Annotated in this window: 21 protein-coding genes, 1 tRNA gene and 1 pseudogene; 9 read left to right on the top strand and 14 right to left on the bottom strand. The window is 64.3% G+C overall.

The genetic code is table 11. The features are described 5' to 3' along the window. Positions 1-16: 16 nt before the first annotated feature. Positions 17-460 (bottom strand): helix-turn-helix domain-containing protein, encoded by a 444-nt coding sequence (locus M729_RS0107210; RefSeq protein WP_027161185.1) that lies wholly within the window; start codon positions 458-460, stop codon positions 17-19. Between the two features lie 77 nt (positions 461-537). Between M729_RS0107210 and M729_RS1000000139170 the strand changes: the two genes are divergently transcribed. The 4 genes from M729_RS1000000139170 to M729_RS0107230 are packed head-to-tail and all read left to right on the top strand — an operon-like array spanning position 538 to position 2,599. Then, positions 538-1,146 (top strand): hypothetical protein, encoded by a 609-nt coding sequence (locus M729_RS1000000139170; protein ID WP_245267544.1) that lies wholly within the window; start codon positions 538-540, stop codon positions 1,144-1,146. Position 1,147: 1 nt separating this feature from the next. After that, a complete protein-coding gene (locus M729_RS0107220) occupies positions 1,148-1,537 on the top strand; it encodes a thioredoxin family protein (RefSeq protein WP_027161186.1) in 390 nt (129 codons plus the stop codon). Position 1,538: 1 nt separating this feature from the next. Continuing rightward, a complete protein-coding gene (locus M729_RS0107225; protein ID WP_027161187.1) occupies positions 1,539-2,246 on the top strand; it encodes a cytochrome c biogenesis CcdA family protein in 708 nt (235 codons plus the stop codon). 14 nt (positions 2,247-2,260) lie between these two features. Continuing rightward, positions 2,261-2,599, top strand: coding sequence for a YnfA family protein (locus tag M729_RS0107230; RefSeq protein WP_032808072.1), 339 nt, complete (start codon positions 2,261-2,263; stop codon positions 2,597-2,599). Positions 2,600-2,684: 85 nt separating this feature from the next. Here the strand turns inward: M729_RS0107230 and M729_RS01000000134740 are convergent, their stop codons facing one another. Then, entirely contained in the window at positions 2,685-4,256 is a 1,572-nt protein-coding gene (locus tag M729_RS01000000134740) for a recombinase family protein (protein WP_050596199.1), read from the bottom strand. Between the two features lie 4 nt (positions 4,257-4,260). Between M729_RS01000000134740 and M729_RS01000000134745 the strand changes: the two are divergent. Both M729_RS01000000134745 and M729_RS0107245 read left to right on the top strand, forming a co-directional pair. Next, positions 4,261-5,193 (top strand): annotated as a pseudogene (locus M729_RS01000000134745) (ATP-binding protein); the annotation flags it as partial. Between the two features lie 275 nt (positions 5,194-5,468). After that, positions 5,469-6,008 (top strand): J domain-containing protein, encoded by a 540-nt coding sequence (locus tag M729_RS0107245; RefSeq protein ID WP_013528603.1) that lies wholly within the window; start codon positions 5,469-5,471, stop codon positions 6,006-6,008. 66 nt (positions 6,009-6,074) lie between these two features. On the opposite strand, the gene M729_RS0107250 is transcribed toward M729_RS0107245, so the two are convergent. From M729_RS0107250 to cysK, 7 genes are all read right to left on the bottom strand, one after another. After that, entirely contained in the window at positions 6,075-8,243 is a 2,169-nt protein-coding gene (locus M729_RS0107250; RefSeq protein ID WP_027161189.1) for a malate synthase G, read from the bottom strand. A gap of 98 nt (positions 8,244-8,341) precedes the next feature. Continuing rightward, the gene (locus tag M729_RS0107255; protein ID WP_027161190.1) at positions 8,342-10,384 is read right to left on the bottom strand and encodes a hydantoinase/oxoprolinase family protein; all 2,043 of its coding nucleotides are present in this window, start codon (positions 10,382-10,384) and stop codon (positions 8,342-8,344) included. Positions 10,385-10,505: 121 nt separating this feature from the next. Next, on the bottom strand, positions 10,506-11,132 hold the full coding sequence (locus tag M729_RS0107260; protein ID WP_027161191.1) for a CDGSH iron-sulfur domain-containing protein: 627 nt from the start codon (positions 11,130-11,132) through the stop codon (positions 10,506-10,508). 114 nt (positions 11,133-11,246) lie between these two features. Next, a complete protein-coding gene (locus M729_RS0107265) occupies positions 11,247-11,618 on the bottom strand; it encodes a hypothetical protein (protein ID WP_013528607.1) in 372 nt (123 codons plus the stop codon). Between the two features lie 127 nt (positions 11,619-11,745). After that, positions 11,746-12,102: a hypothetical protein gene (locus tag M729_RS0107270; protein ID WP_024502169.1), complete on the bottom strand. Its 357-nt coding sequence runs from the start codon at positions 12,100-12,102 to the stop codon at positions 11,746-11,748. Between the two features lie 49 nt (positions 12,103-12,151). Continuing rightward, on the bottom strand, positions 12,152-13,639 hold the full coding sequence (locus M729_RS0107275) for an aspartate aminotransferase family protein (protein ID WP_027161192.1): 1,488 nt from the start codon (positions 13,637-13,639) through the stop codon (positions 12,152-12,154). Positions 13,640-13,652: 13 nt separating this feature from the next. After that, positions 13,653-14,741: a cysteine synthase A gene (gene cysK, locus M729_RS0107280; RefSeq protein WP_027161193.1), complete on the bottom strand. Its 1,089-nt coding sequence runs from the start codon at positions 14,739-14,741 to the stop codon at positions 13,653-13,655. Positions 14,742-14,995: 254 nt separating this feature from the next. Here cysK and M729_RS0107285 point away from each other — a divergent pair, with 254 nt between their 5' ends. Next, a complete protein-coding gene (locus tag M729_RS0107285; RefSeq protein WP_050596207.1) occupies positions 14,996-16,984 on the top strand; it encodes a transcriptional regulator in 1,989 nt (662 codons plus the stop codon). Positions 16,985-17,113: 129 nt separating this feature from the next. Beyond that, on the top strand, positions 17,114-17,293 hold the full coding sequence (locus M729_RS0107290) for a hypothetical protein (protein ID WP_023814179.1): 180 nt from the start codon (positions 17,114-17,116) through the stop codon (positions 17,291-17,293). Between the two features lie 120 nt (positions 17,294-17,413). Here M729_RS0107290 and M729_RS0107295 read toward each other — a convergent pair whose 3' ends face one another. The 3 genes from M729_RS0107295 to M729_RS0107305 form a co-directional block, all read right to left on the bottom strand. Continuing rightward, positions 17,414-17,977 carry a cytochrome b gene (locus tag M729_RS0107295; RefSeq protein ID WP_027161195.1) on the bottom strand — a complete coding sequence of 188 codons (564 nt, stop codon included), beginning with the start codon at positions 17,975-17,977 and terminating at the stop codon, positions 17,414-17,416. A gap of 196 nt (positions 17,978-18,173) precedes the next feature. Beyond that, the gene (locus M729_RS0107300; protein WP_027161196.1) at positions 18,174-18,482 is read right to left on the bottom strand and encodes a UBP-type zinc finger domain-containing protein; all 309 of its coding nucleotides are present in this window, start codon (positions 18,480-18,482) and stop codon (positions 18,174-18,176) included. Then, a complete protein-coding gene (locus M729_RS0107305; protein ID WP_027161197.1) occupies positions 18,479-20,164 on the bottom strand; it encodes an FAD-dependent oxidoreductase in 1,686 nt (561 codons plus the stop codon). The genes M729_RS0107300 and M729_RS0107305 overlap by 4 nt, the downstream gene beginning before the upstream one ends. Before the next feature lie 258 nt (positions 20,165-20,422). On the opposite strand from M729_RS0107305, the gene M729_RS0107310 reads away from it, so the two are divergent. Next, a complete protein-coding gene (locus M729_RS0107310) occupies positions 20,423-21,601 on the top strand; it encodes a hypothetical protein (RefSeq protein WP_027161198.1) in 1,179 nt (392 codons plus the stop codon). Positions 21,602-21,788: 187 nt separating this feature from the next. Here M729_RS0107310 and M729_RS0107315 read toward each other — a convergent pair. Then, positions 21,789-21,873, bottom strand: a tRNA-Leu gene (locus M729_RS0107315). 73 nt (positions 21,874-21,946) lie between these two features. Continuing rightward, complete coding sequence (locus tag M729_RS0107320) at positions 21,947-22,567, bottom strand: 2,3-bisphosphoglycerate-dependent phosphoglycerate mutase (protein ID WP_027161199.1); 621 nt, start codon at positions 22,565-22,567, stop codon at positions 21,947-21,949. Positions 22,568-22,586 lie beyond the last annotated feature (19 nt).

The raw sequence follows: 22,586 nt of genomic DNA on the forward strand, positions 1-22,586 counted from the left end.
TCCTGGCCCGCTGCGTTCACCCGCAGCAGCCGCCCTTGGCCGGGGCAGCCATGTCCTTGAAGATGACGCAGTCCTGGCCGGGGCCGCCGGCGCAAGCGACATTGCAACGCGTCACGAAGCCCTCCAGTCGTCGTTCGAGCTGACGTAGCTCGGTGAGCTTCTGGCGCACCTCCTCAAGATGTCCTTGCGCAATGTCGCGCGTCTCCACACAGTCCCGGTCGGTGCTGATCGACAGGTCCAACAACACGCGCACTTGGTCGATGCCGAACCCGAAGTCCCGGCATTGCTTGATGAACGTCAGCCGGCCCAAATCATCGTCGTCATAGGTTCGCTGACCTCCGGCGGTGCGAGGAGCGGGCGGCAATAGGCCTATCTCCTCATAGTAGCGGATTGTCGGTGCCGTCACGCCGGCTGCTTTGGCGAGCGCCCCAATGGTGAACACGCGGATGTGAAGGTTCATCGCAAAATTCTCCTTGAACCTCAAGTTACTTGAAGGAGTACGCCATTGCAAAGGTAGAAACTGGAAAGGCCGTTTTGATGAAGAACACGCTGAAATGGGCCGGTGCCGCCACCGCTGCTTGTGCGGCCTGCTGCGCCGTCGCCGTCGTCCCTACGGCTCTGGTCGGCACGAGCTTGGCAGCTATCGTGGGTGCAGCCTGTACGTGGGGCATTGGCCTCCTCGCTCTCGCCGTGCCGGTCGGTGGGGTCTATTTCCTCTCACGCCGCAAAGCCGCGCCCGCCGCCACGTTCCAGTCACTGATGGCTCAGGACGAGTGCGGATGCGGTCCATCTTGCGCCCCTGCGGCTGAGAATGACGCGCTGTCCATTGCCTGCACCCTTGGAGCCTCAGACTTCAAGGAGCGTGTTGCCGGCATTCGCGCGTTGGCCAGTCGTTCACTTCATCACGCCGAACGCACGCCACTGTCGCTCAAGCTCACGTATGGCCCGGAAGCTCTGGAAGAGGTCAAGGATTTGATGCGCAAAGAGCAAACCTGCTGCGCGTTCCTTGCCTTCGACCTGAAGCGCAATTCTCGCGGAGTGGTTCTCACCATCACCGCCCCACGGGCAGCGGCCGAAGCGGCTGACCTGTTGTTCGACCACTTTGCCCCCGAACTCGCCGCATCAAACCTCAAGGAGATCGCGTAACATGCAACGTCGTCAATTTCTGATCATCTCGGCTGCGGCCGGCATCGCTGCTGCTGTTGGTCCGGCGCTCGCTCACAATGGCGACGAAATCATTCCGGGCTTCGACGAAGCTCTCAAGGCTGGCGGCCCTATCATGATCCACGTCACGGCCCCGTGGTGCGAGGTCTGTCAGGCGCAGAAGCCCATTGTGGCATCGCTGTTGGCGTCACCAGACTTCAAGAACATGAAGAAATTCGATGTCGACTTCGACACGCAAAAGGAAATCCTGGCCCGCTACCGCGTCCAGATGCAAAGCACGATGATCGTCTACAAGAGCGGCAAGGAAGTCGACCGGCAGACCGGACAAACGGACCCAGCGGTGATCGAAGCACTGCTGCGCAAGGCGCTGTGACATGCTGCTCGCCCTGCTTGCCGGTGTTCTGTCGATCCTATCGCCTTGCGTGCTGCCTTTACTCCCGGTCGTTCTAACCGGTGCAGTGGCTCAGCATCGGCTGGCTCCGTTGGCCTTGGCCGCTGGTGTCGCCTTGTCCTTCACGTCAATAGGCGTCTTCGTCGCCACAATCGGCTTCTCAATAGGCCTCGACATGACGCTCTTTCGTACCGCTGCAGCCATGCTGCTGATCTTGGTCGGCGCGGTGCTTCTCGTGCCCCGTTTCCAAACCCAGTTCGCGACAGCGGCTGGCCCGGTCAGCAATTGGACGCAAAGCCGCTTTGGCGGGTTCTCGACCTCAGGGATGTCAGGCCAGCTCGGTGTAGGGTTGCTGCTCGGTGCGGTGTGGACGCCCTGCGTCGGACCAACACTCGGTGCGGCCTCCATCATGGCCGCGAGAGGCGAGAACCTTGGCACCGTCATACTCACCATGCTTGCCTTTGGCATCGGCACGTCGTTGCCCCTACTGGCTCTAGCTCTCATGTCTCGCGAGGCGCTGCTGAGGTGGCGAGGTCGAATGCTCAACGCCTCCAGCGGCATCAAAATGGCCCTTGGCGCGCTGCTGATCGTGGCCGGCATCATGACCCTGACTGGGTTTGACCGCACGATACAAATCGGCCTTGAACAGGCTTTGCCGGATTGGATGGTGGCGATCACCACGCGCTTGTGACAAGTTCGAGCGGCATGACCGTCCTTCTTAACTCCTTCCTGACGTTCGCAGCGGCTGCCCTCGCCGAGATCGCCGGCTGCTTTGCGTTCTGGGCTTGGCTCAAGCTGGGGAAGTCGGTCCTCTGGTTGGCTCCGGGGGTCGTCTCGCTGGTGCTGTTCGCCTACCTGCTGACGCTCATTCCCAGCGACTACGCAGGTCGCGCCTATGCGGCCTATGGTGGCGTGTACATCGTGGCGTCGCTGCTCTGGCTTTGGCTGGCGGAGGGACGTCGACCAGACATGTGGGACCTCACGGGTGGCGCTGTGGCCTTGGTCGCGGTCGGGATCATCCTCTTCGCCCCTCGAAGCGCGTAACGCGCCCGGTCGGCCATTCTGCTGCTACATCGGAGGGCAGCATGACGGAGATTTGCCGGAAGCGCCTCAGCTGTCCTGACGGAACTCACCCGTCCTCCTTAGGCCACGCATACATGAAGTCGGTCGTTTGCCCCGCAGCGTGCTTCCAATGGAACCAGAGACGTCCGCTTGGCCAGTCCACCTCGACCTTGGTGAACAGTTGTCGAAGGATCGCGTTGATCAGCGCCACGTCTCGCGGCTCCTCGGCCTCAGCCGCGTCGACAAACTGCGCCGCCGTGACCTGAACGCGATTTGTGAGGGTCTCCGCAATGCGCCCTTCAAGGTCCGCGATGGTGCGCCGGATGTCCTCCCGCGCCGCCTCGTTCTGATGGAGCCTATCGAGTAGCGCGCGCGATGACCGAGCCCCGAGCTTCGCGACGGCCCCTACGAGCCGTTCGATCTCGTCGTTTACCGCGTCGTCGGCGGCGGTCGCCCGCTCATACTTGGTCTGCAACGCTTCGTCGGTCGCGGGCAGCGTTGCATTCAACCACCCGGCATTCTGGATGATTGCCCCCTCGATACGGTCGATAGGAACCTTGTGGCGACTGTCACAGCCGGCCTTGGCCTTAGCCTTCGTGCAGACCAGATAGGGCCTGCCACCCTTCTTGCCGCCCTTGTTCACACGGGTCATGGTCGAGCCACATGCCGGGCACTTGGCGAGCCCCGCGAGGATGTTTGCTGGCCCACCGCCGTTGCTCTCCTTCACGCCCCTACCGGTTGACAGAGCGTTGACCTTATCGAACGTCTCGCGGTCGATCACAGCCGGGAAATACCCCGCCACTGTCTCGGTCGGAATGCGCCGCTTCTTGCCTCCCACGGTCTCGATGCGGTGAGGCGTGAATGCTCCGATGGTCGAGGCGTCGGCGAGCATCTTCTTGATGTAGCTCCGGTGCCAATGACTGCCACGGCCAAACATCGGAACACATTCGCTGTTGAACGCCTCAGCAATCGCGTGCTGCCCCTTGCCCGCCAATGTCATGTCAAAGACCCGGCGCACGATCTCGGCACGCTCTGGTATGAGGTCAAAACCCTTCTTGTCCCCGCTGAGGCGCAACCATCCGGGGCAGAGTGCCGACAGGGGCTTTGTGGCCGCGTTCCGACGCTTGTTGGCCCACGCCTCGCCGACACGGCGGCCCTTCTTCTCGCTCTCCTCATTCGCCCGCACCGCGACCATCAGCGCGACTAAGAGGGATAGGTTATCCTTCTCCAGCGCCTCCTCGGTGTAGGCTCGGTTGTCGTCCAGGGTGACAACGGTTATGCCTGCGTCGCAAATCCGGCTAAGGAGCTTGAGCGTTCTCATGGGCGGCTGCCGGCTCAGCCGGTCCAAACTCTCGACGAGCAAGTAGCTCCCCGGCTTGATGTCCTTGCTTTCGACGAGGGCAATGAACTCGCCGAGATGGCCAGTTTCCTGATTGGCACCACGATAGGCGGACTTCCCGAGGTCCCTGAAGGTCAGCTTGTTGTCCAGCTCCAGCCCATGCAGGGCGGCGTACCGCTCGGCCAATGCGATCTGCCGACGTAGGCTGTCGCCGCTTCCCTGTTCAGGTGTCGAGAACCGGACGTAGGAATAGGCTTTGGGTCGATTGGGGAGGGTGGCGCGCGGGGTGTGCTTGGTCATGGCGAGGGCCTTACAGTTGTGAGGGTCTTTTGTCCATAACATGCTCATGATCGGCCCGCCGGGCTCGGGCAAATCGATGCTGGCGCAGCGGCTGCCGTCGATCCTGCCGCCGCTGGCGCCGAAGGAATTGCTCGAAGTCTCGATGATCGCGTCGGTGGCGGGAGAGCTCGGCGAAGGCAAATTGACTGACCGGCGGCCGTTCCGCGCGCCGCACCACTCGGCCTCGATGGCGGCGATGGTCGGCGGCGGCATCCGCGCGCGGCCGGGCGAGGTGTCGCTGGCCCATCACGGCGTGCTGTTCCTCGACGAGTTTCCCGAGTTCACGCCGCAGACGCTCGATGCGCTGCGCCAGCCGTTAGAGACCGGCGACTGCATGATCGCGCGGGCCAACCATCGCGTCACCTATCCAGCGCGTATCCAGCTGGTGGCGGCGATGAACCCGTGCCGCTGCGGCATGGCCGGCGAGCCGGGTTATCGCTGCCTGCGCGGCGAGCGCTGCCGCACCGACTACCAGGCGCGCATTTCGGGCCCGCTGCTCGACCGCATCGATCTCAGGATCGAAGTGCCGGCGGTCTCGGCCAGCGACCTGATCCGGCCCGACCGGGCGGAGAAAAGTGCCGATGTGGCGATGCGTGTGGCACGCGCCCGCACCATCCAGCGCGAGCGCTTCGAGCGGCTCGGCGCCACCCGCGCCACCACCAACGCGCATTGCGCGCCCTCGGTCATCGAGGAGATCGCCATGCCTGACGCCGCCGGCCTGTCGCTGCTCAAGGACGCCAGCGAAAAGCTCGCCTTTTCGGCGCGAGCCTATCACCGGGTGCTGAAGGTGGCGCGGACACTCGCCGATCTCGACGCCAGCGAAACCGTCGGCCGCATCCATCTGGCCGAAGCGATTTCCTACCGCATGAGCTCGGAGCGGGTGGCGCAGGCGGCGTAGGTCACTCGTCGCCCGACAAGCCGACCTTGCCACGCCACCTTCCGCAATCACGCCATAACCGTCATCCGACGAATCGGCCATCTCCGCACTGCGGCGGACCTGATTGTCCGCTTGGTCGACGTCCTCACCACCCAACGGCCCCCACCGACCGGGCGCCGGCCGTTTCTCCGTCTTCGGGGGCGTGGACGTCATCGCATCGGACCAAAGTCTTGGTCTCCGCATTGGGAATTCCTTATTTAGATAATGTGAATATGATTGCGGTCGGGGAGCCCGCTATGTTCGTTGACTACTACGAAGTTTTGGAAGTCAGCCCGAACGCCAACTCGGAAACGCTGGAGCGCATATTTCGCTATTTTGCGATGCGCTATCATCCCGACAATCGCGAAACCGGCGATGAAGCCCGCTTCAGTGAAATCGTGGAAGCCCACAACACGCTCAAGGATCCGGTCAAACGCGCTCAATACGACATCGCGTATAGGGACCATGCCGGCCTTCGCCGCGAATTGACCGAGGAAGCCAGCAACAGCAAAGGTATCGAGCGGGATGTCGTGATCCAGGCCAGGCTGCTGTCGCTGCTTTACGCGAAGCGCCGGCACGACGTCAGCAATCCCGGGATCGGGGATGTGGAGCTCGAACGCCTGTCAGACTGTCCGCGAGAGCATCTCGAGTTTCATCTCTGGTATCTAAAAGCGAAGGGCTGGATAGCAAGAGTGGAAAACGGGACGATCGCGATTACGGTGGAAGGCGTCGATAGGGTCAACTCCGAACACCGTCGCGATCCCACCATCCGGCTCCTGGACCATACAGCTTCCTGACGCCTCACCTCCGGAGGAAGTCAGGCCGAAGACCTGCCGCCCCATTCACGGCAGGGACTGGCCTCTTCAGCCCTGCTGCGCCTTCAGTTCCAGCCGCCGCGCGTGCAACACCGGCTCGGTGTAGCCGTTGGGCTGGGCGCGGCCCTTGAATACCAGGTCGCAGGCGGCGAGGAAGGCTATCGACTTGTCAAAGTCGGCCGCCATCGGCTCGTAGAGCGGGTCGCCCTCGTTCTGGCGGTCGACGATGTCAGCCATGCGCTTCATCGTCGCCATCACCTGGTCCTCGCTGCACACGCCGTGGTGCAGCCAGTTGGCGATGTGCTGTGAGGAAATCCGCAGCGTGGCGCGGTCTTCCATCAGGCCGACATCGTTGATGTCAGGCACTTTCGAGCAGCCGACGCCCTGGTCGATCCAGCGCACGACATAGCCAAGAATGCCCTGCGCGTTGTTGTCGAGTTCCTTCTGGATATCTTCGGGCGACCAGTTCGGTCGCACGGCAACGGGCACCGACAGGATGTCGTCGAGCCTGGCCTTGGGCCGGTTCTTCAGCGCCGCCTGCACGGCGTGAACATCGACCTTGTGATAGTGCGTGGCATGCAGTGTCGCCGCCGTCGGCGACGGCACCCAGGCGGTGTTGGCGCCGGCCTTGGGGTGGGCGATCTTCTCGACCAGCATCGCAGCCATCAGATCCGGCATCGCCCACATGCCCTTGCCGATCTGGGCGTGGCCGGCCAAGCCGCATTCCAGCCCGATGTCGACATTCCACGCCTCGTAGGCGGAAATCCAGGCGGCCTGCTTCATGTCGCCCTTGCGGATCATCGGGCCGGCTTCCATCGAGGTGTGGATCTCGTCGCCGGTGCGGTCGAGAAAGCCGGTGTTGATGAACACGACGCGCTCCTTTGCGGCGCGGATTGCCTCCTTGAGGTTGACGGTGGTGCGCCGCTCCTCGTCCATGATGCCCATCTTGATGGTATTTTTCGCCATGCCGAGCAGCGCTTCGACGCGGTCGAAGATCTCGACGGCGAAAGCGACTTCTTCGGGCCCATGCATCTTGGGTTTCACGACATACATCGAGCCGGCGCGGGAATTGGCGCGGCGGCCGTTCGGCCCGACATCGTGCAGCGCGATCAGCGCCGTCATCGCCGCATCCATGATGCCTTCCGGAACCTCATTGCCGTCGCGGTCGAGGATCGCCGGGCTGGTCATCAGGTGGCCGACATTCCTGACCAGCATCAGCGAGCGGCCGGGCACGGTCAGCGTGCCACCGGCGGGCGCGGTGTAGGCGCGGTCGGGATTGAGCTTGCGGACAAAACTCTTGCCGCCCTTGGTGATCTCTTCCGCCAGGTCACCCTTCATCAGGCCGAGCCAGTTGCGGTAGACGACGACCTTGTCTGGCGCATCCACCGCCGCGACCGAATCCTCGCAGTCCTGGATGGTGGTCAGCGCCGATTCCAGGATGACATCGGCGATGCCCGCCGGATCGGTGCGGCCGATCTGGTTGTTGCGGTCGATCACGATCTCGATGTGCAGGCCGTTGCGCACAAGCAGCACGGCATCGGGATTGGCGGCATCGCCGCGATAGCCGACGAATTGCCTGGGGTCGGCCAGCGTCGTCGAGCCGGCGCCGGCGCTCAGCCGCAAGGCACCCTGCGCCAGCGACAGGCCATTGACGCCGGCCCATTTGCCGGACGTGAGCGGGGCAATCTCGTCGAGAAAGGTCTTCGTCCAGGCGACCACCTTGGCGCCGCGTGCCGGATTGAAGGCTTTGCCCTTTTCGGCGCCATCCGTTTCGGGGATGGCATCGGTGCCGTAGAGCGCATCGTAGAGCGAACCCCAGCGCGCATTGGCAGCGTTGAGCGCATAGCGCGCATTCATCACCGGCACGACCAGCTGCGGTCCGGCAACATCAGCAATTTCCGGGTCGACATTGTCGGTCGACACGCTGAAGGCCGGGCCTTCGGGAACGAGGTAGCCGATCTCTTTCAGGAAGCCCTTGTAGGCCTCCATGTCGACCGGTGCGCCGTGATCGCGATACCAGCCGTCTATCTGTTCCTGGATGGCGTCACGCTTTGCCAGCAGCGCCCGGTTCTTCGGCGCCAGATCATGGACGATGGCCGAAAAACCGTTCCAGAAGGCGTCCGCTTCGATCCCCGTGCCCGGCAGCGCTTCCCTGGCCACGAACTCATGCAGCTCGCGGGCAATCCGCAATCCGGCGATCTCGATGCGGTCGGTCATCAGGCTACTCCAGATGAAAGGCTTTGCGGGCCTTTGGCATGTCAGGTTTGCCGGGTCAATTCAGCTTAGGGTGAAGGTGGCGTATTTCGCCGCGTCGCTCAAACCGCAATGCGCGGCCTTCCCGAGGCCACGGCCACGACATGCGCCTCGATGAACATGCGCTGGGCCTCGACGGTCGAGACCCGGAATTCGGTGGCGACGTCGATCTCGGCGCTGTCGGTGCCGGCATGCCTGGCGCGCTCCGCGACGATGGCGCGGACATCGGCCTCGGCCGCCGCGATCGCCGCTGCCTCGTCGAGGAAATCGCGTACGGTCTCGCCCGAGGCGAGACGAAACAGCCCTTCTATGGGCTGGCTGACCCGCGCCTCGGCCGAAACCCTGACCTGGCCGACGACGGCGCCGAGCGCGTTGGCGACATCGGTATCCCTGGGCACCACGCAGTCATTGCCGATCAGCTCGGCCAAGCCGGCATAGTGCAGCGGCGCCGAGGCGCCGAGGCCGATGACCGGGCGGTCGAGCGCAACGCTCAGGCGGGCGATGCCGGGATGCGCGTCGACTGCGCGCTGCACCAGGGCGTGCGCCACCGTCGCGGCGCCGTCGAGCCCATCCTCGGCAAAGGCGGTCTCGAGGATATATTCGGCCGACCAGCGCGTCAGCGTCACCAGCACCCGTTCCGAGATCGCTTCCGGCGAAGCGGCGATGTTCTGGCCACGGCCGTCACGCTTGCGGGCGAACAGTTCGGCGCCGAGGCGCGCGGCGATGGGATCCCAGTTCGCCTGCTTGCCCAGCACGTGGGCGGCGTCCGACGGGGTGAAGCCGGCGACATGCACCAGCCCGCGCGACACCAGCCGGTTCAGCGTCGCGTTCTGCGCGTTCGAGGTCAAAAGCCTGTCGACGGCGAGCGGCACGGCACCGATGGCCTCGTAGAGCCTGGCTTCGGCGCCGGTCAGGCCGGCGGCGAGCCGGTCGGGCACGCCGGTGCGCACCGCGAAACGGCCGTCCATGCGGCCGGGATTGGGTGCCCGCAACTGGCGCTCCAGCTCTGAGATCACCGCTACGCCATGCGCCATGCCGGCCAGCGCCAACGGCACCAGGCGGCGCGGCCCGAGCAGGATCTTTGGGTTGAGCGCGCCATCCTCCAGCGCCACTTCGGAATCGCCGCCGAGGCCGAAGGTGCGCATGGCGACGGCCTCGACCATGGTGCGGAAGCCGCCGACGGTGGCGCCTTCCGGATCTAGCCTGGGACGGCCGCCGTCGAGCACGGCGACGTCGGTGGTGGTGCCGCCGATGTCGGACACCACAGCATTGTCGAGCCCGGTCATGTGGCGGGCGCCGACCAGGCTGGCGGCCGGGCCGGACAGGATGGTCTCGATCGGTCGCTGGCGGGCAAAAGCGGCTGAAACCAGCGCGCCATCGCCGCGCACCACCATCAGCGGTGCTGCGATGTTGCGCGCCTCGAGAAAGCCTTCGGTCGCCGCCACCAGCCGGTCGATCATCGAGATCAGCCTGGCGTTGAGCAAAGTGGTCAGCGCCCGGCGCGGGCCGCCGAGCTTGGCCGACAGCTCGTGGCTCGACGTGACCGGCAGGCCAGACTTGTCGCGGATCAACTCGCGGGCGGCGATCTCATGCGCCGGATTGCGGGTGGCGAAGTAGGCGCAGACGGCAAAGCCGGATACCGAGGCGCCGAGTTCCGGCAGCGCCGCTTCCAGTCCGGACAGATCGAGCTTGGCGGCATTGCCATGCACGTCGTGGCCGCCCGGACAAAAAACCACCGGATCGGTGCCGAGCGCGGCCTTCAGCCCGTCGCGGGCGAGGTCGCCCTCGGAAAAGCCGATCATCACCAGCGCGACGCGGCCGCCCTGGCCCTCGACGAGCGCGTTGGTGGCAAGCGTCGTCGACATCGACACCAGCTTGATATCAGCCGGATCGGTTCCGGCTTTCTGCAGCACCGCGTCGACGGCGCCGGAAATGCCGACGGCAAGATCATGCCTGGTGGTCAGCGCCTTGGCCTTGGCCAGCACCTTGCCCTTGTTCGGCCCTTCTTGCGGGCCTTCCGTTTCAGACCACAACACGGCATCGGTATAGGTGCCGCCGGTGTCGATCCCGAGGAACAACGGTTTTGGCTTGGTCTTGGCTGTCATTTTTGGCGGCGGTCCGGCTGGGGAGTCTGTCTGCCCCTGCCTTTAGCCGATGCGGGCGGGTCGATAAAGCTGCTAGCGCTGGGCCAAGGCGGAGATTGGCAGCGTTGGCCGAAGCGCCAACCTACCCGACAAACCCCACTTTCTTGTGCGTGCCATCGCAGAACGGCTTGTTGGCGGAATGGCCGCAGCGGCAGAGGAAGGCGCGTTGTGTACGGTCGACCGTATGGCCGGTTCCGGTGACGATCTCGAGATTGCCCTCAAACTTGAGCGGGCCATTGGTGGTCGGCGTCACTTTCAGCGGACCGTTTCTCGCTTCGAGCGCCGGCGTGTCCTTCAGCTGCGGCTCGCCGGTGGCGGCAAAACCGGATTTGTTGTGGCTGCCGTCGCAGAACGGCTTGTTTTCCGAAGCGCCGCAGCGGCAGAGCGTGGCACGATAAGAAGTCTCGCCGTCGAGAACGATCTCGGCGTGTACCGCCAGCGGGCCGTTTTCCCGCAGCCGCACCGTGTTGACCACCGGTGCTTGCTCCTGCGGCCCGCCATCCTTCCTGACATAGGTGATGGCGCCCGACGGGCAGCTTTCGGCGATGGCCACGATCTTCTCGACGCTGGCCGCCTCGGGATGGATCCATTGGCCCGGCGCGTTGGGCACGAAGACGTGCGGATCGCCGAGCACGCAGTTGCGCGAATGGATGCAGCGCTTGCCGGAAAACCCGACGTCGATCTTGTCGCTTTCGACCATGCCGGCCATAGCTGAGCTCCTTTTGCCTGAAGCACGTCGCGTCTGAACAGTTCGAGGCGGCACGCGCTGGGTATTTGCACAGGCTATGGCTCCAGCCCGAAGACCGTCAAGCTGGCAAACCGGTCAGGGGACCAGTTCGATCTCCTCGGTCTCCCCGCCGCTGCAGGTGTAGCAGCAATCCTCGCATTTTTCCTTGTTGCCGGGGCCGACGCCCCAATAGGTGCCCTCGTCACCATCGACCCAGGCGCCGTAACAGATCGATTCCCCGGCGTTGCAGGATATCGGCAGCTGCTTGGTCTCGCCGTCGTCGAGGTAGAAGTCCTTGTCATCGCCCGGCCAGACATAGTCGCGGTCCTGGCTGTAGAGTTCGACGCGCATGGCGTTGGGGTGGCCGTTCTTGATGGCAAAGGTGACATCGTCGGCACGCGCCGCCGGCACGAGCAGCATGAGGAGAGACAGCGCGGCCAGCACGCGGCGCGCATAGACATGAAACATGAGTGACCCCCTGAATAAGCGGCCCACCCGGCCGCGTGGCGACCATCGCACGCAGCGCTGAATCGCGGAAGTGGACCGGACGAGCCGATCCCTGACTTAATTTGGGTCCAACGAAAACTTCCGCGCTCTACGGCACCAGATCGATCGTCTCTGTCGAGTGTTCGACGCAGATGAAGCAGCAGGTGTCGCAAGGCTGGTCATTGTCCGGCCCGACGCCGGCCGAGAGGCTGTCATTGCCGTCGGCCCAGGCGCCATAGCAGATATGTTCGCCCTGATTGCAGGAGAACGGCACGGATTTCTGCGACCCTGGGGCGATCAGGAACACCTTGTCGTTGCCCGGCCAGACCGTCTCGCGGTCGCGGCTGAACAGCTCGACCGCGACTGCTTCCTTGCGCAGGTTCTTGACGAAGAAGGCCATGTCGGCGGCCTGCGCCGAGGCGGTGAAGACCAGCGCCGCCAGTGCAACCATACGAAACAGCGTCACGGCCTGGATCTCCCGAATCACCGCGGCAGAATCGCATGCCTGCCCGCAACTAGGAAGGTGCGGAACCCTGCGTCGCGATCCCATGCCCCAGCCGCACCGTTTCACGCACCAGCAGATCGAGATCCTCGCGCCGTGTGCGATGATTGGTGATCGCCACGCGCAACCAGTGCTCGCCATGCACCGTGGTGTCCGAAAGGGCCGCAATGCCCTGTTCCTGCAGCCGCAGCATGATCTCCGTGTTGAGCGCCTTCAGAGCCTCGCCTGTCAGACCGGGCTGATAGCGGAAGCAGACGATGTTGACGGTCGGCGATGCCGCCAGCTGCAGCCGCGGCGCGGCCTCGATCAAGCCGGCAAGATAGACGGCCTGGGCAATGTTCTGGTCGATCAGGCGGCCGAATTTCTCGACACCGTGCTCCTTCAGCGCCATCCACACCTTCAGCGCGCGAAAACCGCGCGACGTCTGCAGGCCGTAGTCGTGCAGCCATTCGCCGGAAGCGAGGCCGCGCGGCGTCGATTCCAGATATTCCGGCGTCACCGCGAAGGTCCCGCGATGCGCGGCGGCATCCCTGACCAGGGCGCAGCCGACTTCGAACGGCGCGTGCAGCCATTTGTGGGGATCGAGCGCGACCGAATCCGCCCGTTCGATGCCGGCGACGCGATGGGCATTCTCAGGCGCAATGGCGATCAGCGCGCCGATGCAGCCGTCGACATGGAACCAGAGGCCTTCCTCATGTGACAGCTTCGCAAGCGCCTGCAAATCGTCGATCGCCCCGGTGTTGACGGTGCCCGCCGTACCGATGACGCAGGCCGGCTTGAACCCTGCCGCGCGATCCTCTGTGATCGCCGCCCGCAAGGCGGCGATATCGATGCGCAGCCCGGCATCGGTCGGGATGCGGCGCAGTGCCCGGTTGCCGAGGCCAAGTGCCTCCATCGCCTTGCGGTGGCACGAGTGGATCTGCTCCGAGCCGTAGAAGCGCAGCGGCTTTTCGATGGCGGCGACACCATGCTCGCGCACGTCGATGCCGGCCTTGACGTTGCGCGCCACGGTCAGCCCGATGATGTTGGCCATCGAGCCGCCGCTGACCAGCGTGCCGCCGGCAGAAGCGGGAAAGCCCAGCATCTCCTTGCACCAGTTCACCACCTGGCTGTCCATCAGCCCGGCGGCGTGGTTGCCACCGCCGAGGTTCGAGCCCTGGATTGCCGCCAGGAAATCGCCGAGCGCACCGGTGAAATTGCTCGACCCCATATACCAGGACCAGAAGCGCGGATGGATGTTGCCCATTGGATAGGACATCACGGTGCGGGACACCTCAGAATAGACCGCATCCAGCGGCGCCGGCGAGCGCGGCAGCGGCGCCGAGAAGGCCCCTCTCACATCGGCCGGCATCTCCCGCCAGACCGGGCGGTCGCGCACATCGCGGAGGTAATCGACCGCATCGTCGATGACCCGGTGCGACAGGGCCTGCACATCGGCCCAGTCCAGGGGGTCGAGCGTTTCCTCGGCCAAAAGGCCGAGGTTTTCTTGCACGGCGTCCATACCAGATCTCCCGTCAAGCCGCCGGGAACTGGCAGCCGGGCGTCGAGCGCGACAGGGCGGTCTCGTCGGCATCCATCTCGGCCTCGATGCCGTCGAACAGCGGCGTCGACATGTAGCGTTCGCCGGTGTCGGGCAGCATGCACAGGATCACCGCGCCAGCCGGCGCCTTCTCCGCGACCTGCCGTGCCACGGCGAAGGTCGCGCCGCCGGAAATGCCGGTGAAGATGCCCTCTTTGCGCGCCAATTCCCTCGCCCATTTGATGCCCTCGGGCCCGGCGATCGGCATCACCTCGTCATAGAGGCTGGTGTCGATCGCCTCCTGCAGCACGTTGGGTATGAAATCTGGCGTCCAGCCCTGGATCGGGTGCGGCTCGAAGGCTGGATGGCTGGCGGCGGGAGCACCATCGGCGCCGCGCTGCTGGACCTTGCCGCTGCCGATGAGCTGCGCGTTGGCCGGCTCGGACACCACGATGCGGGTTTCCGGCCGCTCGCGGCGCAGCACGCGCGCCACGCCCACCACCGTGCCGCCGGTGCCATAGCCGGTGACGAAGCAATCAAGCCGCGAGCCGGCGAAATCATTGACGATCTCGCGCGCCGTCGTTGCCTCGTGGATGGCGGCGTTGGCGGTCGTCTCGAATTGGCGGGCAAGGAACCAGCCATTGGCCTCGGCCAGTTCCACCGCCTTCTTGTACATGCCGAAACCTTTTTCGGCGCGCGGCGTCAGCACCACCTTGGCGCCCAGCATGCGCATCAGTTTGCGGCGCTCGACCGAAAAACTGTCGGCCATCGTGACGACCAGCGGATAGCCCTTTTGCGCGCAGACCATGGCGAGGCCAATGCCGGTGTTGCCGCTGGTCGCCTCGACCACCGTCTGGCCCGGCTTCAGCGCCCCGCTGCACTCGCCCTCCTCGATGATGTTGAGCGCCAGCCGGTCCTTCACCGAGGCGCCGGGATTGAAATACTCGGCCTTGACGTAGATCGTCGCGTGGGACGGTCCGAGATTGTTGATGCGAACCACCGGCGTGTCGCCGACAGTGTCGAGAATGCTGTCGAACAGGCGGCCGCGCCCGGCCGTGGTTCTGATCTTCTGCTGCTGCAACATCTTGGTCTCCTTGATTGTCATCGCGTTTTGTCTTCACGGGCCGGTTACAAACCGGCGGGTTGGGCGGCGAGGTTTGGTGACCTTGCCGCGCTAGGACTGACATGCCGCACAGCGGCAATGGCCGTATCCGGCGCTGAGATCCGCTGCCGGATGCGCCGTGTCGTGTTTGGTGATACAGGAGAGGCCGACAGGCCAGCGTGGGAGCAGGCGTGGAAACGCACGTGGAATCCACTCGATCGAGGCCGGACGGCGACATGCCGGTCCTTTCCGTGCGCCTGCTCGGACCGCTGATGATCTCCCGCGACGGCGCTCCGGTTGCCCTGCCCGCGTCACGCAAGCTGCGCGCGCTGCTCGCCTATCTGGCGCTGGCGCCGCATCCGGTCAGCCGCAGTCGCCTGTGCGAGTTGTTGTGGGATGTGCCGAACGACCCAAGGGGCGAACTGCGCTGGTGCCTGAGCAAGCTGCGCGGCGCGCTTGACATGCCGGCCCGGCGCCGGGTCTCCACCCAAGGCGATACGGTCGCACTCGATCTCGACGATTGCCTGGTCGATGTGCTGGAGGTCAGCCGCGCCGCCGCGCAAGGGATCGGCACGCTTGACGTCGAGCGCTTGCGCGTGCTGGCCGGACTGTTTGCCGGCGATTTCCTCGACGGGCTGGAGCTCGAGCGCAGCCCGCATTTCAACAGCTGGCTGATCTCGCAGCGCCGCCGCTTCAGCGCTTGCCATGCCGCCGTGCTGGAACGCCTTGTCGCGAGCCTGCCGGCTTATAGTGACGAGGCGATCGCCCATCTCGACACATGGGTGGAACTGGCGCCGTTCGACACGTGCGGACATCTGGCGTTGCTGTCCAATCTGGCCGGGCGCGGCGAGGTCGGCGCGGCCGAAGAGCATCTGGCCGCGGCGGAACGATTGTTTCGGTCGGAGGAGCTCGATTTCGCACCGCTTCGCGCGGCCTGGCGGGCGATCCGTGACCGACATTCGGGCACCTCGCTTCGAACGGCCTGCCTGTCCACGCTATCGCCACTGGTGGCTACCATGCCCACCGCACCCGGCCCGGTCGAGCCCAGCCACGCTTCGCTGGCGGTGATGCCGTTTGTCGAGGAGAGCGGCGGCACGCGCGGCGGATTGGCCGGCGGTTTCACCCACGACATCATCACCCGCCTGGCCAAGCTCAGGGATTTCTTCGTCATCGCGCGCGGATCGGTGTTTGCGCTGGCAGAGCAGAACATCGCGCCCGAGGATGCCGGCCGCCGGCTGAATGTCGACTATGTCGCCACCGGCACGGTGCGTAGCCCGTCCGGCCGCCTCATCGTCAGCGTCGAGCTGATCGAGGTGCGCAGCGCCAGGATCGTCTGGGCCGAGACCTTCGAGCGCAGGCCCGATGACATCTTTTCCGTGCTCGACGACATCGGCAACAGCATCGTCTCCTCGATCTCGGCCGAGATCGAAACGGTCGAGCGCAACCGCGCCATGCTGAAGGCGCCCAGCTCGCTCAACGCCTGGGAGGCCTACCATCGCGGCCTCTGGCACATGTACCGCTTCACCCAGGCCGAAAACGAGCAGGCGCGGCATTTCTTTGCCCAGGCCTTGCAGCTCGACCCGACCTTCGCCCGTGCCTATGCCGGCCTGTCCTTCACCCACTGGCAGAACGCCTTCCAGCGCTGGGGCGATCGCGACCGCGAAAGCGCGCTGGCCTTCGAGAGCGCCGGCCACAGCCTGCTGGTCGACGACCACAATCCGGCCGCCCATTGGGCGATGGGCCGGGCGCTGTGGCTGCGCGGCGAGCAGGACGGCTCGCTGCTCGAACTCGAGCGGGCGGTCGATCTCAGCCCCAACTTCGCGCTCGGCCACTACGCTTTGTCCTTCGTGCATTCGCAGTCGGGCGACCCGCGAGCGGCGATAGGCTCTTCCGATCATTCGCGCCATCTCAGCCCGTTCGACCCGCTGCTGTTCGGCATGCTGGGCGCACGCGCCATGGCGCATGTCCGGCTCGGCCAGTTCGAGGAGGCGGCCGAATGGGCGCTGAAGGCGGCGGCGCGGCCCAACGCCCACGCCATCATACTGGCGATCGCCGCGCACTGCCTGGCGCTGGCCGGACGGCTCGACGAGGCGCGCGGCTTCGCCGCCGCCATCCGCAAGACAAGGCCGGACTATTGCGCCGACGATTTCATCGGCACCTTCCGCTTCGAACCGGATGCCGTAGCGCTGTTCCGGCAGGGCGCCAGCCGCATCGGGCTCAACTGAAGCCTGGATCGCCATCTTGGGGATCGCGTGGGAATTTCGCCTCAAATCCGCCGGGTTAACGAAGTCGGAAGGAGTTGTTTAACCGTTAGCTTCTATGTCACGGCCCGGGGGGCCGACAAAGTGAGTATGATGAGCAACAGCCCCGACAAGCGCAATGAATGGCGCGCCATATTTTACGTGCAGGCTCGCGTTGCCATCCTGTTTGTCCCGGTGGTTGCCAGCCTGCTGATCATAGCGGCGCTTGCCGGAAACGAACGCAAGTCGGTTCCCAGCATGATCGACCCGACCGTCACCGGCTCCGTGCGGTAGGCGCTATCGGTCGGCGTTAGCCCTCTCGGGGAGAGCGCTTTCTAAAGAAAGAGAAGGTCGAAGGAAAGGCCCTCCCGATCAACGAGGGAAGGCGCTATGCGCTTTTCCTGGGAAACCACTTCACACTTTCCCGGACTTGCTCCAGGAGAGCGTGCTTTCCGGCAGCATTCGCTTGAGCACGTCGTCCTTGCGGATGAAATGATGCCATAGCGCCGCGGCCGCGTGCACCCCGGCGAGGATGAGGATCGAATTGGCGCACAGGCTGTGCAGTTCCCTGATGAACCGGGCCGTGTCGCGGTCGGGCGATACCGGGGCCGGGATGGTGAAGAGGCCGAAGAAGCTCAAGGCGTCGCCCCTGTACCAAGTCAGCAGGATGCCGAGAGCCGGAATGGTCACCAGCAGCGCATAGAGCAGCAGATGCGCCATCTTGGCCGCCCATCGTTCAAGCTCCGACATTTCCGTCGGCAGCCCTGGCGTTCCCAGTATCAGGCGCAGGCCGACGCGGATGACGACCAGCGCAAACAACAGCAGCCCGAACGAAATATGGAACCACCAGACGAGCGCGCGGCCGGGATCGCCGCGCGGAAAAAGTTCTTCCACATAGGTCAAGCCATAAAGGCCGATGACCAGCAGAAACACCGCCCAGTGAATGGCTTTTTGTGCGCTTGTATAGGTGGGGTGCATGCGAGCCTTCCAGTTTTGAATGTTTCTAAACTAGCCGCGATCATGTCAAAGCTTTGTCGGGCTCGGATGATCGTGAGCTGGCAGGACACTGGAACGGGTAGGCTGTCAGTTTGCGGACAGTCGGGCATCGAGCGCGTAATGCTGGACAAAGAAAAACCCGGGCGAACCGGGCTCTTCTTCGGCGTCTCCAGGGCGCTCAAACAAAGCGCGGGATCGGACCGTTCTGCGGGGTCACATCGTCGCCGAGGTCGACAAACACCTCGTCGACATAGCACCATGCCCAGCCTTCGGGTGGATCGTAGCCCTCGATGATCGGATGCTTGGTGGCGTGGAAATGCTTGGTGGCGTGGCGGTTGGGCGAGTCGTCGCAGCAGCCGACATGGCCGCAGGTACGGCACAGCCGCAGATGCACCCATTGCGACCCGCTCTTCAGGCATTCCTCGCAGCCGAGCGCGCTCGGCGTGACCTTCCTGATGTCGCGCGTATGTCTGCATTCATCCATCATGGTCTCCCGGCCATTTGAAATGTGTCGGCGTTGCCGCGCGCGAGGTAGGCATGCAGAGCCGCGACCACCTGGGCGCCTTCGCCGACAGCCGCCGCGACCCGTTTGACCGAACCGGCGCGGACATCGCCTATGGCGAACACGCCGCTGCGGCTCGTCTCCATCTGCGCCGATCCTATGTCCGATCCGGTGCGCACGAAACCCCTGGCGTCCAGCGCGACATCGCAGTTGGCCAGCCAATCGGTGTTCGGATCGGCGCCGATGAAGAGGAAGAGATGGCGGATCGGGCGCGTCGTTTCCGCGCCGCTGGCGCGGTTGCGCCAGCGCACGGTGGCAAGATTGCCCTCTTCGCCGTCCAGCGCCTCGATTTCGGTCCCGGTCAGCACCTCGATGTTCGGCTGCGCCCGGATACGCTCGACCAGGTAGCGCGACATGCTGGCATCGAGGCTGCCGCCGCGCGCCAGCAGCGCCACCTTCCGCGCATGACTGGCCAAGTAGACAGCCGCTTGCCCGGCCGAATTGCCGGCGCCGACCAGCGCCACTTCCTGGCCCGCGCAAAGCCGGCCTTCGATGGGCGACGCCCAATAGTGCACGGACGTCCCCTCGAACCGCGCAAGATTGGCGATGTCGAGGCGGCGATAGCGCGCGCCGCTGGCGATCACCACGCTGCGCGTGCGCACGGTCTCGCCGTCACCGACATCGAGCAGATAGCGGGCGCCTGACGTGTCGGTGGCCGCGCTCAAAAGTTTCGCCTCGTCCGGGATGACCATTTCAACGCCGAATTTCTGCGCCTGGTTGTAGGCGCGCGCCATCAGCGCCATGCCGGTGATGCCGGTCGGGAAACCGAGATAGTTCTCGATGCGCGAGGAGGCGCCGGCCTGTCCGCCGAAGGCACGGCAATCGAGCACGATCGTCGACAGCCCTTCGGATGCCGCATAGACCGCCGCCGCCAGCCCTGCCGGGCCGGCGCCGACGATGGCCACGTCATACACCGTATCGGCATCGATCGGGCGCAACAGGCCGACGCAGCGGGCGAGGTCCTTTTCGCCGGGGTTCATCAGCAGCCTGCCGTTTGGACAGAGCACGATCGGCAGGTGGTGCGGATCGACCTCGAAGCGTTCGACCAAGGTTTTGGCGCAGGGATCGCTGTCGGAATCGAGCACGCGGTGCGGCTGGCCGCTGCGCGCCAGAAAACCCTGCAGCCGCAACACGTCGGCATTGTCCTGGGGTCCGATGATGATCGGCCCGCTGGTGGCGCTCTCCAAAAGCCCGACGCGGCGCAGGATCAGCGCCCGCATGATGCGCTCACCGAGATTGGCCTCCTGCACCATCAGGTCGCGCAGCCGCTGCGAGGCGATGACGAACGCCTCCACCGGCTCGGCGGCCTGCGCATTCACCAGCGAGGGACGGGCCGAAAGCTGCGCCAGCTCACCGACAAAGCTGCCCGGGCCGTGCGTGACGATCGTCTCGCGCCGGCCGAGCCCGCCGTCCTGGGTGATGTCCACGCTGCCCGACAGCACGACGATCAGACCGGGCGCCACATCGCCTGCCGTAACGATGTTCTCGCCGGTCGCATAGGCGCTGGCCTCACCAAACCGGCGCATCCGGTCGATGTCCACCTCGGCCAGCGTGGGGAACGCCTGGTCGCGGCGGGCACCGAAGATCGGGTTGGTGGATTGAGCCATGGTTTTGAGCGTAGCGAAGCGGCCGCGGAGTTTGAAGCGGTTTGTGAGGGGACTGGCCGGAAGGGGAGGTTGGCTGAAAAGAAAAAGCCCGGACGAACCGGGCTTTTTCTCTAAGTTTCTGAACCGTCGAGTGGCTCGAAACGGGAATTTGGTGCCCAGAAGAGGATTGCACTCAGAGCCCCCGCTAGCATTCGGAACAAGATTCGACAGCTTCGCCCCACTAGCGCTAGACTAAAGGTTTGGGGTTGGGCTTTAGACATGTCTCGTGTTTTCTTAGCTAGTATCCTGTCGTGCCTGTTGACTGCGCTGGTGGGAACTCCTGCGGCATATGCTGGTTTGAAGTTCCAGGCCGGGCAGACTGATGCCGGCATCCACTATATTTTTGTATCAGGTGATTTCGCTAATCAGGACGACCTGTCGGCCTTTGAGGCGCTGGCACGGTCTAACTCGGCGATCGCAGTAACTTTCCAATCACCTGGCGGGAATATTCAGAAGGCGATGGACCTTGGACGGCTCATCCGCAGACTCGGCCTAAGCACGGCCCAGTTCAGGGCTGTAGAGTGTGCTTCAGCATGCTCCCTGGCCTTTCTTGGCGGTACCGTGCGATACGCCGAGCCGGGCTCCATCGGCGTCCATAAGTCATCCTTCAGTGGCGATGTATCCGTTAATACCGAGGACGCCGTTTCCGGTATCCAGCAGGTTACTGCCGACATCATCACCTATATGATCGAGATGGGCGTAGACCCAGCCCTACTCCAGCTTTCACTGCAATATGACAGTGATGACATACGGTACCTGTCCAGAAGCGAGATGGCGAAATACAGGGTCACCACCTTGGACAATGACGCCGGCCAGCCATCGATTGCCAACCAAGCACCAACGTCACCACCGCCGTTCTCGCAACCGCCTTCGCAGCCGCCTGTTGCCTCTTTGCCCACGACCCCTGAGCATGCCTCTCTTGAGATTCCCCAAGCGCACTCCGGCCGCATCCGGCACCCAAAGGGCGCAGCTCCGTTAAAAGCTCTCGCGGATGGAAGGTCTGCAACCCTCGTCAACGTTCGCAACGGGAGCCCCGTTATAATCCTGGGGAATGTGGCTCGGTGGTACCGCGTGCAAGCCAATGGCCAAGTTGGCTATATGCACGACACCTGGGTCTACGTGGATCAGTATGAAAGCGGGCCATTCGAGCAGCGTCACATACAGGTAAAGAGTTTCGACAACTTGGCGGAGGCTTCGGGCTATGTTCGCTCCGCTCCCATCCCGCTATCGGCCTACCTTGCGACCAATGGATGGTTTGCGGTCACCCTCGAAGACACCTTCGATCAAGTGATGGCCAAGGGTCTCGTGACGGAACTTAAGGCGAGGCGTGCCATCCCTGACGACGCATATATGACCTGGGGCAACACCTACGTCCGCAAAGTCTGCTGCGCTAAGTGATTGACCATGCAACACCGGGACGGTGATGAGATGGACACGGCATCATGGACTTGGGAGTGGTTGCGGAGCTCGTGCTGGTGCGCGAGGTTAGCTTATGCCCGTGTGGGCACTGAGCCGCCAACAGGAGACCCGAGCGGAAACCGCCGAAAGAGCTTGTCTACTTGATCCCGTTGGTAGTCGGGAAAAATGGTGCCCAGAAGAGGACTCGAACCTCCACTCCTTGCGGAACACGGACCTGAACCGTGCGCGTCTACCAATTCCGCCATCTGGGCTGGTGCGGGCTCATGTAAGCGGGCAAGCGATTGCTGTCAACGCGCTTTTTTCGCAGGTGCTCCGTTCGCCGGCTCAGTCGTCCAGCACTTCCTTGGAAGCGACGGTGGAATCGGCGTTGAGCTGGTAGATGACCGGCACGCCGGTGCCGAGTTCCAGCTTGACGATCTCCTCGCCCGACTTGCCGTCGAGCGCCATGATCAGCGCGCGCAGGGAGTTGCCGTGCGCGGCGACCAGCACGGTGCAGCCGCGCAGCACATGCGGCTGCAAATCGTGCAGGTAATAGGGCCAGACGCGGGCGCCGGTGTCCTTCAGGCTCTCGCCGGCAGGCGGCGGCACGTCGTAGGAGCGGCGCCAGACATGCACCTGCTCCTCGCCCCATTTCTTGCGGGCGTCGTCCTTGTTGAGGCCGGAGAGGTCGCCATAGTCGCGCTCGTTGAGCGCCTGGTCGCGGATGGTCTTCAGGTCGCCCTGGCCAACCGCGTCGAGGATGTGCTGGCATGTCTTTTGCGCCCGGATCAGCGCGGAGGTGAAGGCGATGTCGAATTTCAGGCCGCGCGCCTTGAGCTTTTGCCCGGCGGCCTTGGCCTCGGCGTGGCCCTGTTCGGTCAGGTCGACGTCGCGCCAGCCGGTGAACAGGTTCTTCAAATTCCATTCGCTCTGGCCGTGGCGCACGAGCACGAGGGTTCGCGACATGTTTGCTCCTTCAGGTTTA

The sequence above is a fragment of the Mesorhizobium sp. WSM1293 genome (assembly GCF_000513875.1).
In the GTDB taxonomy this organism is placed as follows: Bacteria; Pseudomonadota; Alphaproteobacteria; order Rhizobiales; family Rhizobiaceae; genus Mesorhizobium; species Mesorhizobium ciceri.

Coding starts and splice junctions, on each gene's coding strand:
- M729_RS0107210 (WP_027161185.1), bottom strand. CDS start 460: ATGAACCTTCACATCCGCGTGTTCACCATTGGGGCGCTCGCCAAAGCA.
- M729_RS1000000139170 (WP_245267544.1), top strand. CDS start 538: ATGAAGAACACGCTGAAATGGGCCGGTGCCGCCACCGCTGCTTGTGCG.
- M729_RS0107220 (WP_027161186.1), top strand. CDS start 1,148: ATGCAACGTCGTCAATTTCTGATCATCTCGGCTGCGGCCGGCATCGCT.
- M729_RS0107225 (WP_027161187.1), top strand. CDS start 1,539: ATGCTGCTCGCCCTGCTTGCCGGTGTTCTGTCGATCCTATCGCCTTGC.
- M729_RS0107230 (WP_032808072.1), top strand. CDS start 2,261: ATGACCGTCCTTCTTAACTCCTTCCTGACGTTCGCAGCGGCTGCCCTC.
- M729_RS01000000134740 (WP_050596199.1), bottom strand. CDS start 4,256: ATGACCAAGCACACCCCGCGCGCCACCCTCCCCAATCGACCCAAAGCC.
- M729_RS0107245 (WP_013528603.1), top strand. CDS start 5,469: ATGTTCGTTGACTACTACGAAGTTTTGGAAGTCAGCCCGAACGCCAAC.
- M729_RS0107250 (WP_027161189.1), bottom strand. CDS start 8,243: ATGACCGACCGCATCGAGATCGCCGGATTGCGGATTGCCCGCGAGCTG.
- M729_RS0107255 (WP_027161190.1), bottom strand. CDS start 10,384: ATGACAGCCAAGACCAAGCCAAAACCGTTGTTCCTCGGGATCGACACC.
- M729_RS0107260 (WP_027161191.1), bottom strand. CDS start 11,132: ATGGCCGGCATGGTCGAAAGCGACAAGATCGACGTCGGGTTTTCCGGC.
- M729_RS0107265 (WP_013528607.1), bottom strand. CDS start 11,618: ATGTTTCATGTCTATGCGCGCCGCGTGCTGGCCGCGCTGTCTCTCCTC.
- M729_RS0107275 (WP_027161192.1), bottom strand. CDS start 13,639: ATGGACGCCGTGCAAGAAAACCTCGGCCTTTTGGCCGAGGAAACGCTC.
- cysK (WP_027161193.1), bottom strand. CDS start 14,741: ATGTTGCAGCAGCAGAAGATCAGAACCACGGCCGGGCGCGGCCGCCTG.
- M729_RS0107285 (WP_050596207.1), top strand. CDS start 14,996: ATGCCGGTCCTTTCCGTGCGCCTGCTCGGACCGCTGATGATCTCCCGC.
- M729_RS0107290 (WP_023814179.1), top strand. CDS start 17,114: ATGAGCAACAGCCCCGACAAGCGCAATGAATGGCGCGCCATATTTTAC.
- M729_RS0107295 (WP_027161195.1), bottom strand. CDS start 17,977: ATGCACCCCACCTATACAAGCGCACAAAAAGCCATTCACTGGGCGGTG.
- M729_RS0107300 (WP_027161196.1), bottom strand. CDS start 18,482: ATGATGGATGAATGCAGACATACGCGCGACATCAGGAAGGTCACGCCG.
- M729_RS0107305 (WP_027161197.1), bottom strand. CDS start 20,164: ATGGCTCAATCCACCAACCCGATCTTCGGTGCCCGCCGCGACCAGGCG.
- M729_RS0107310 (WP_027161198.1), top strand. CDS start 20,423: ATGTCTCGTGTTTTCTTAGCTAGTATCCTGTCGTGCCTGTTGACTGCG.
- M729_RS0107320 (WP_027161199.1), bottom strand. CDS start 22,567: ATGTCGCGAACCCTCGTGCTCGTGCGCCACGGCCAGAGCGAATGGAAT.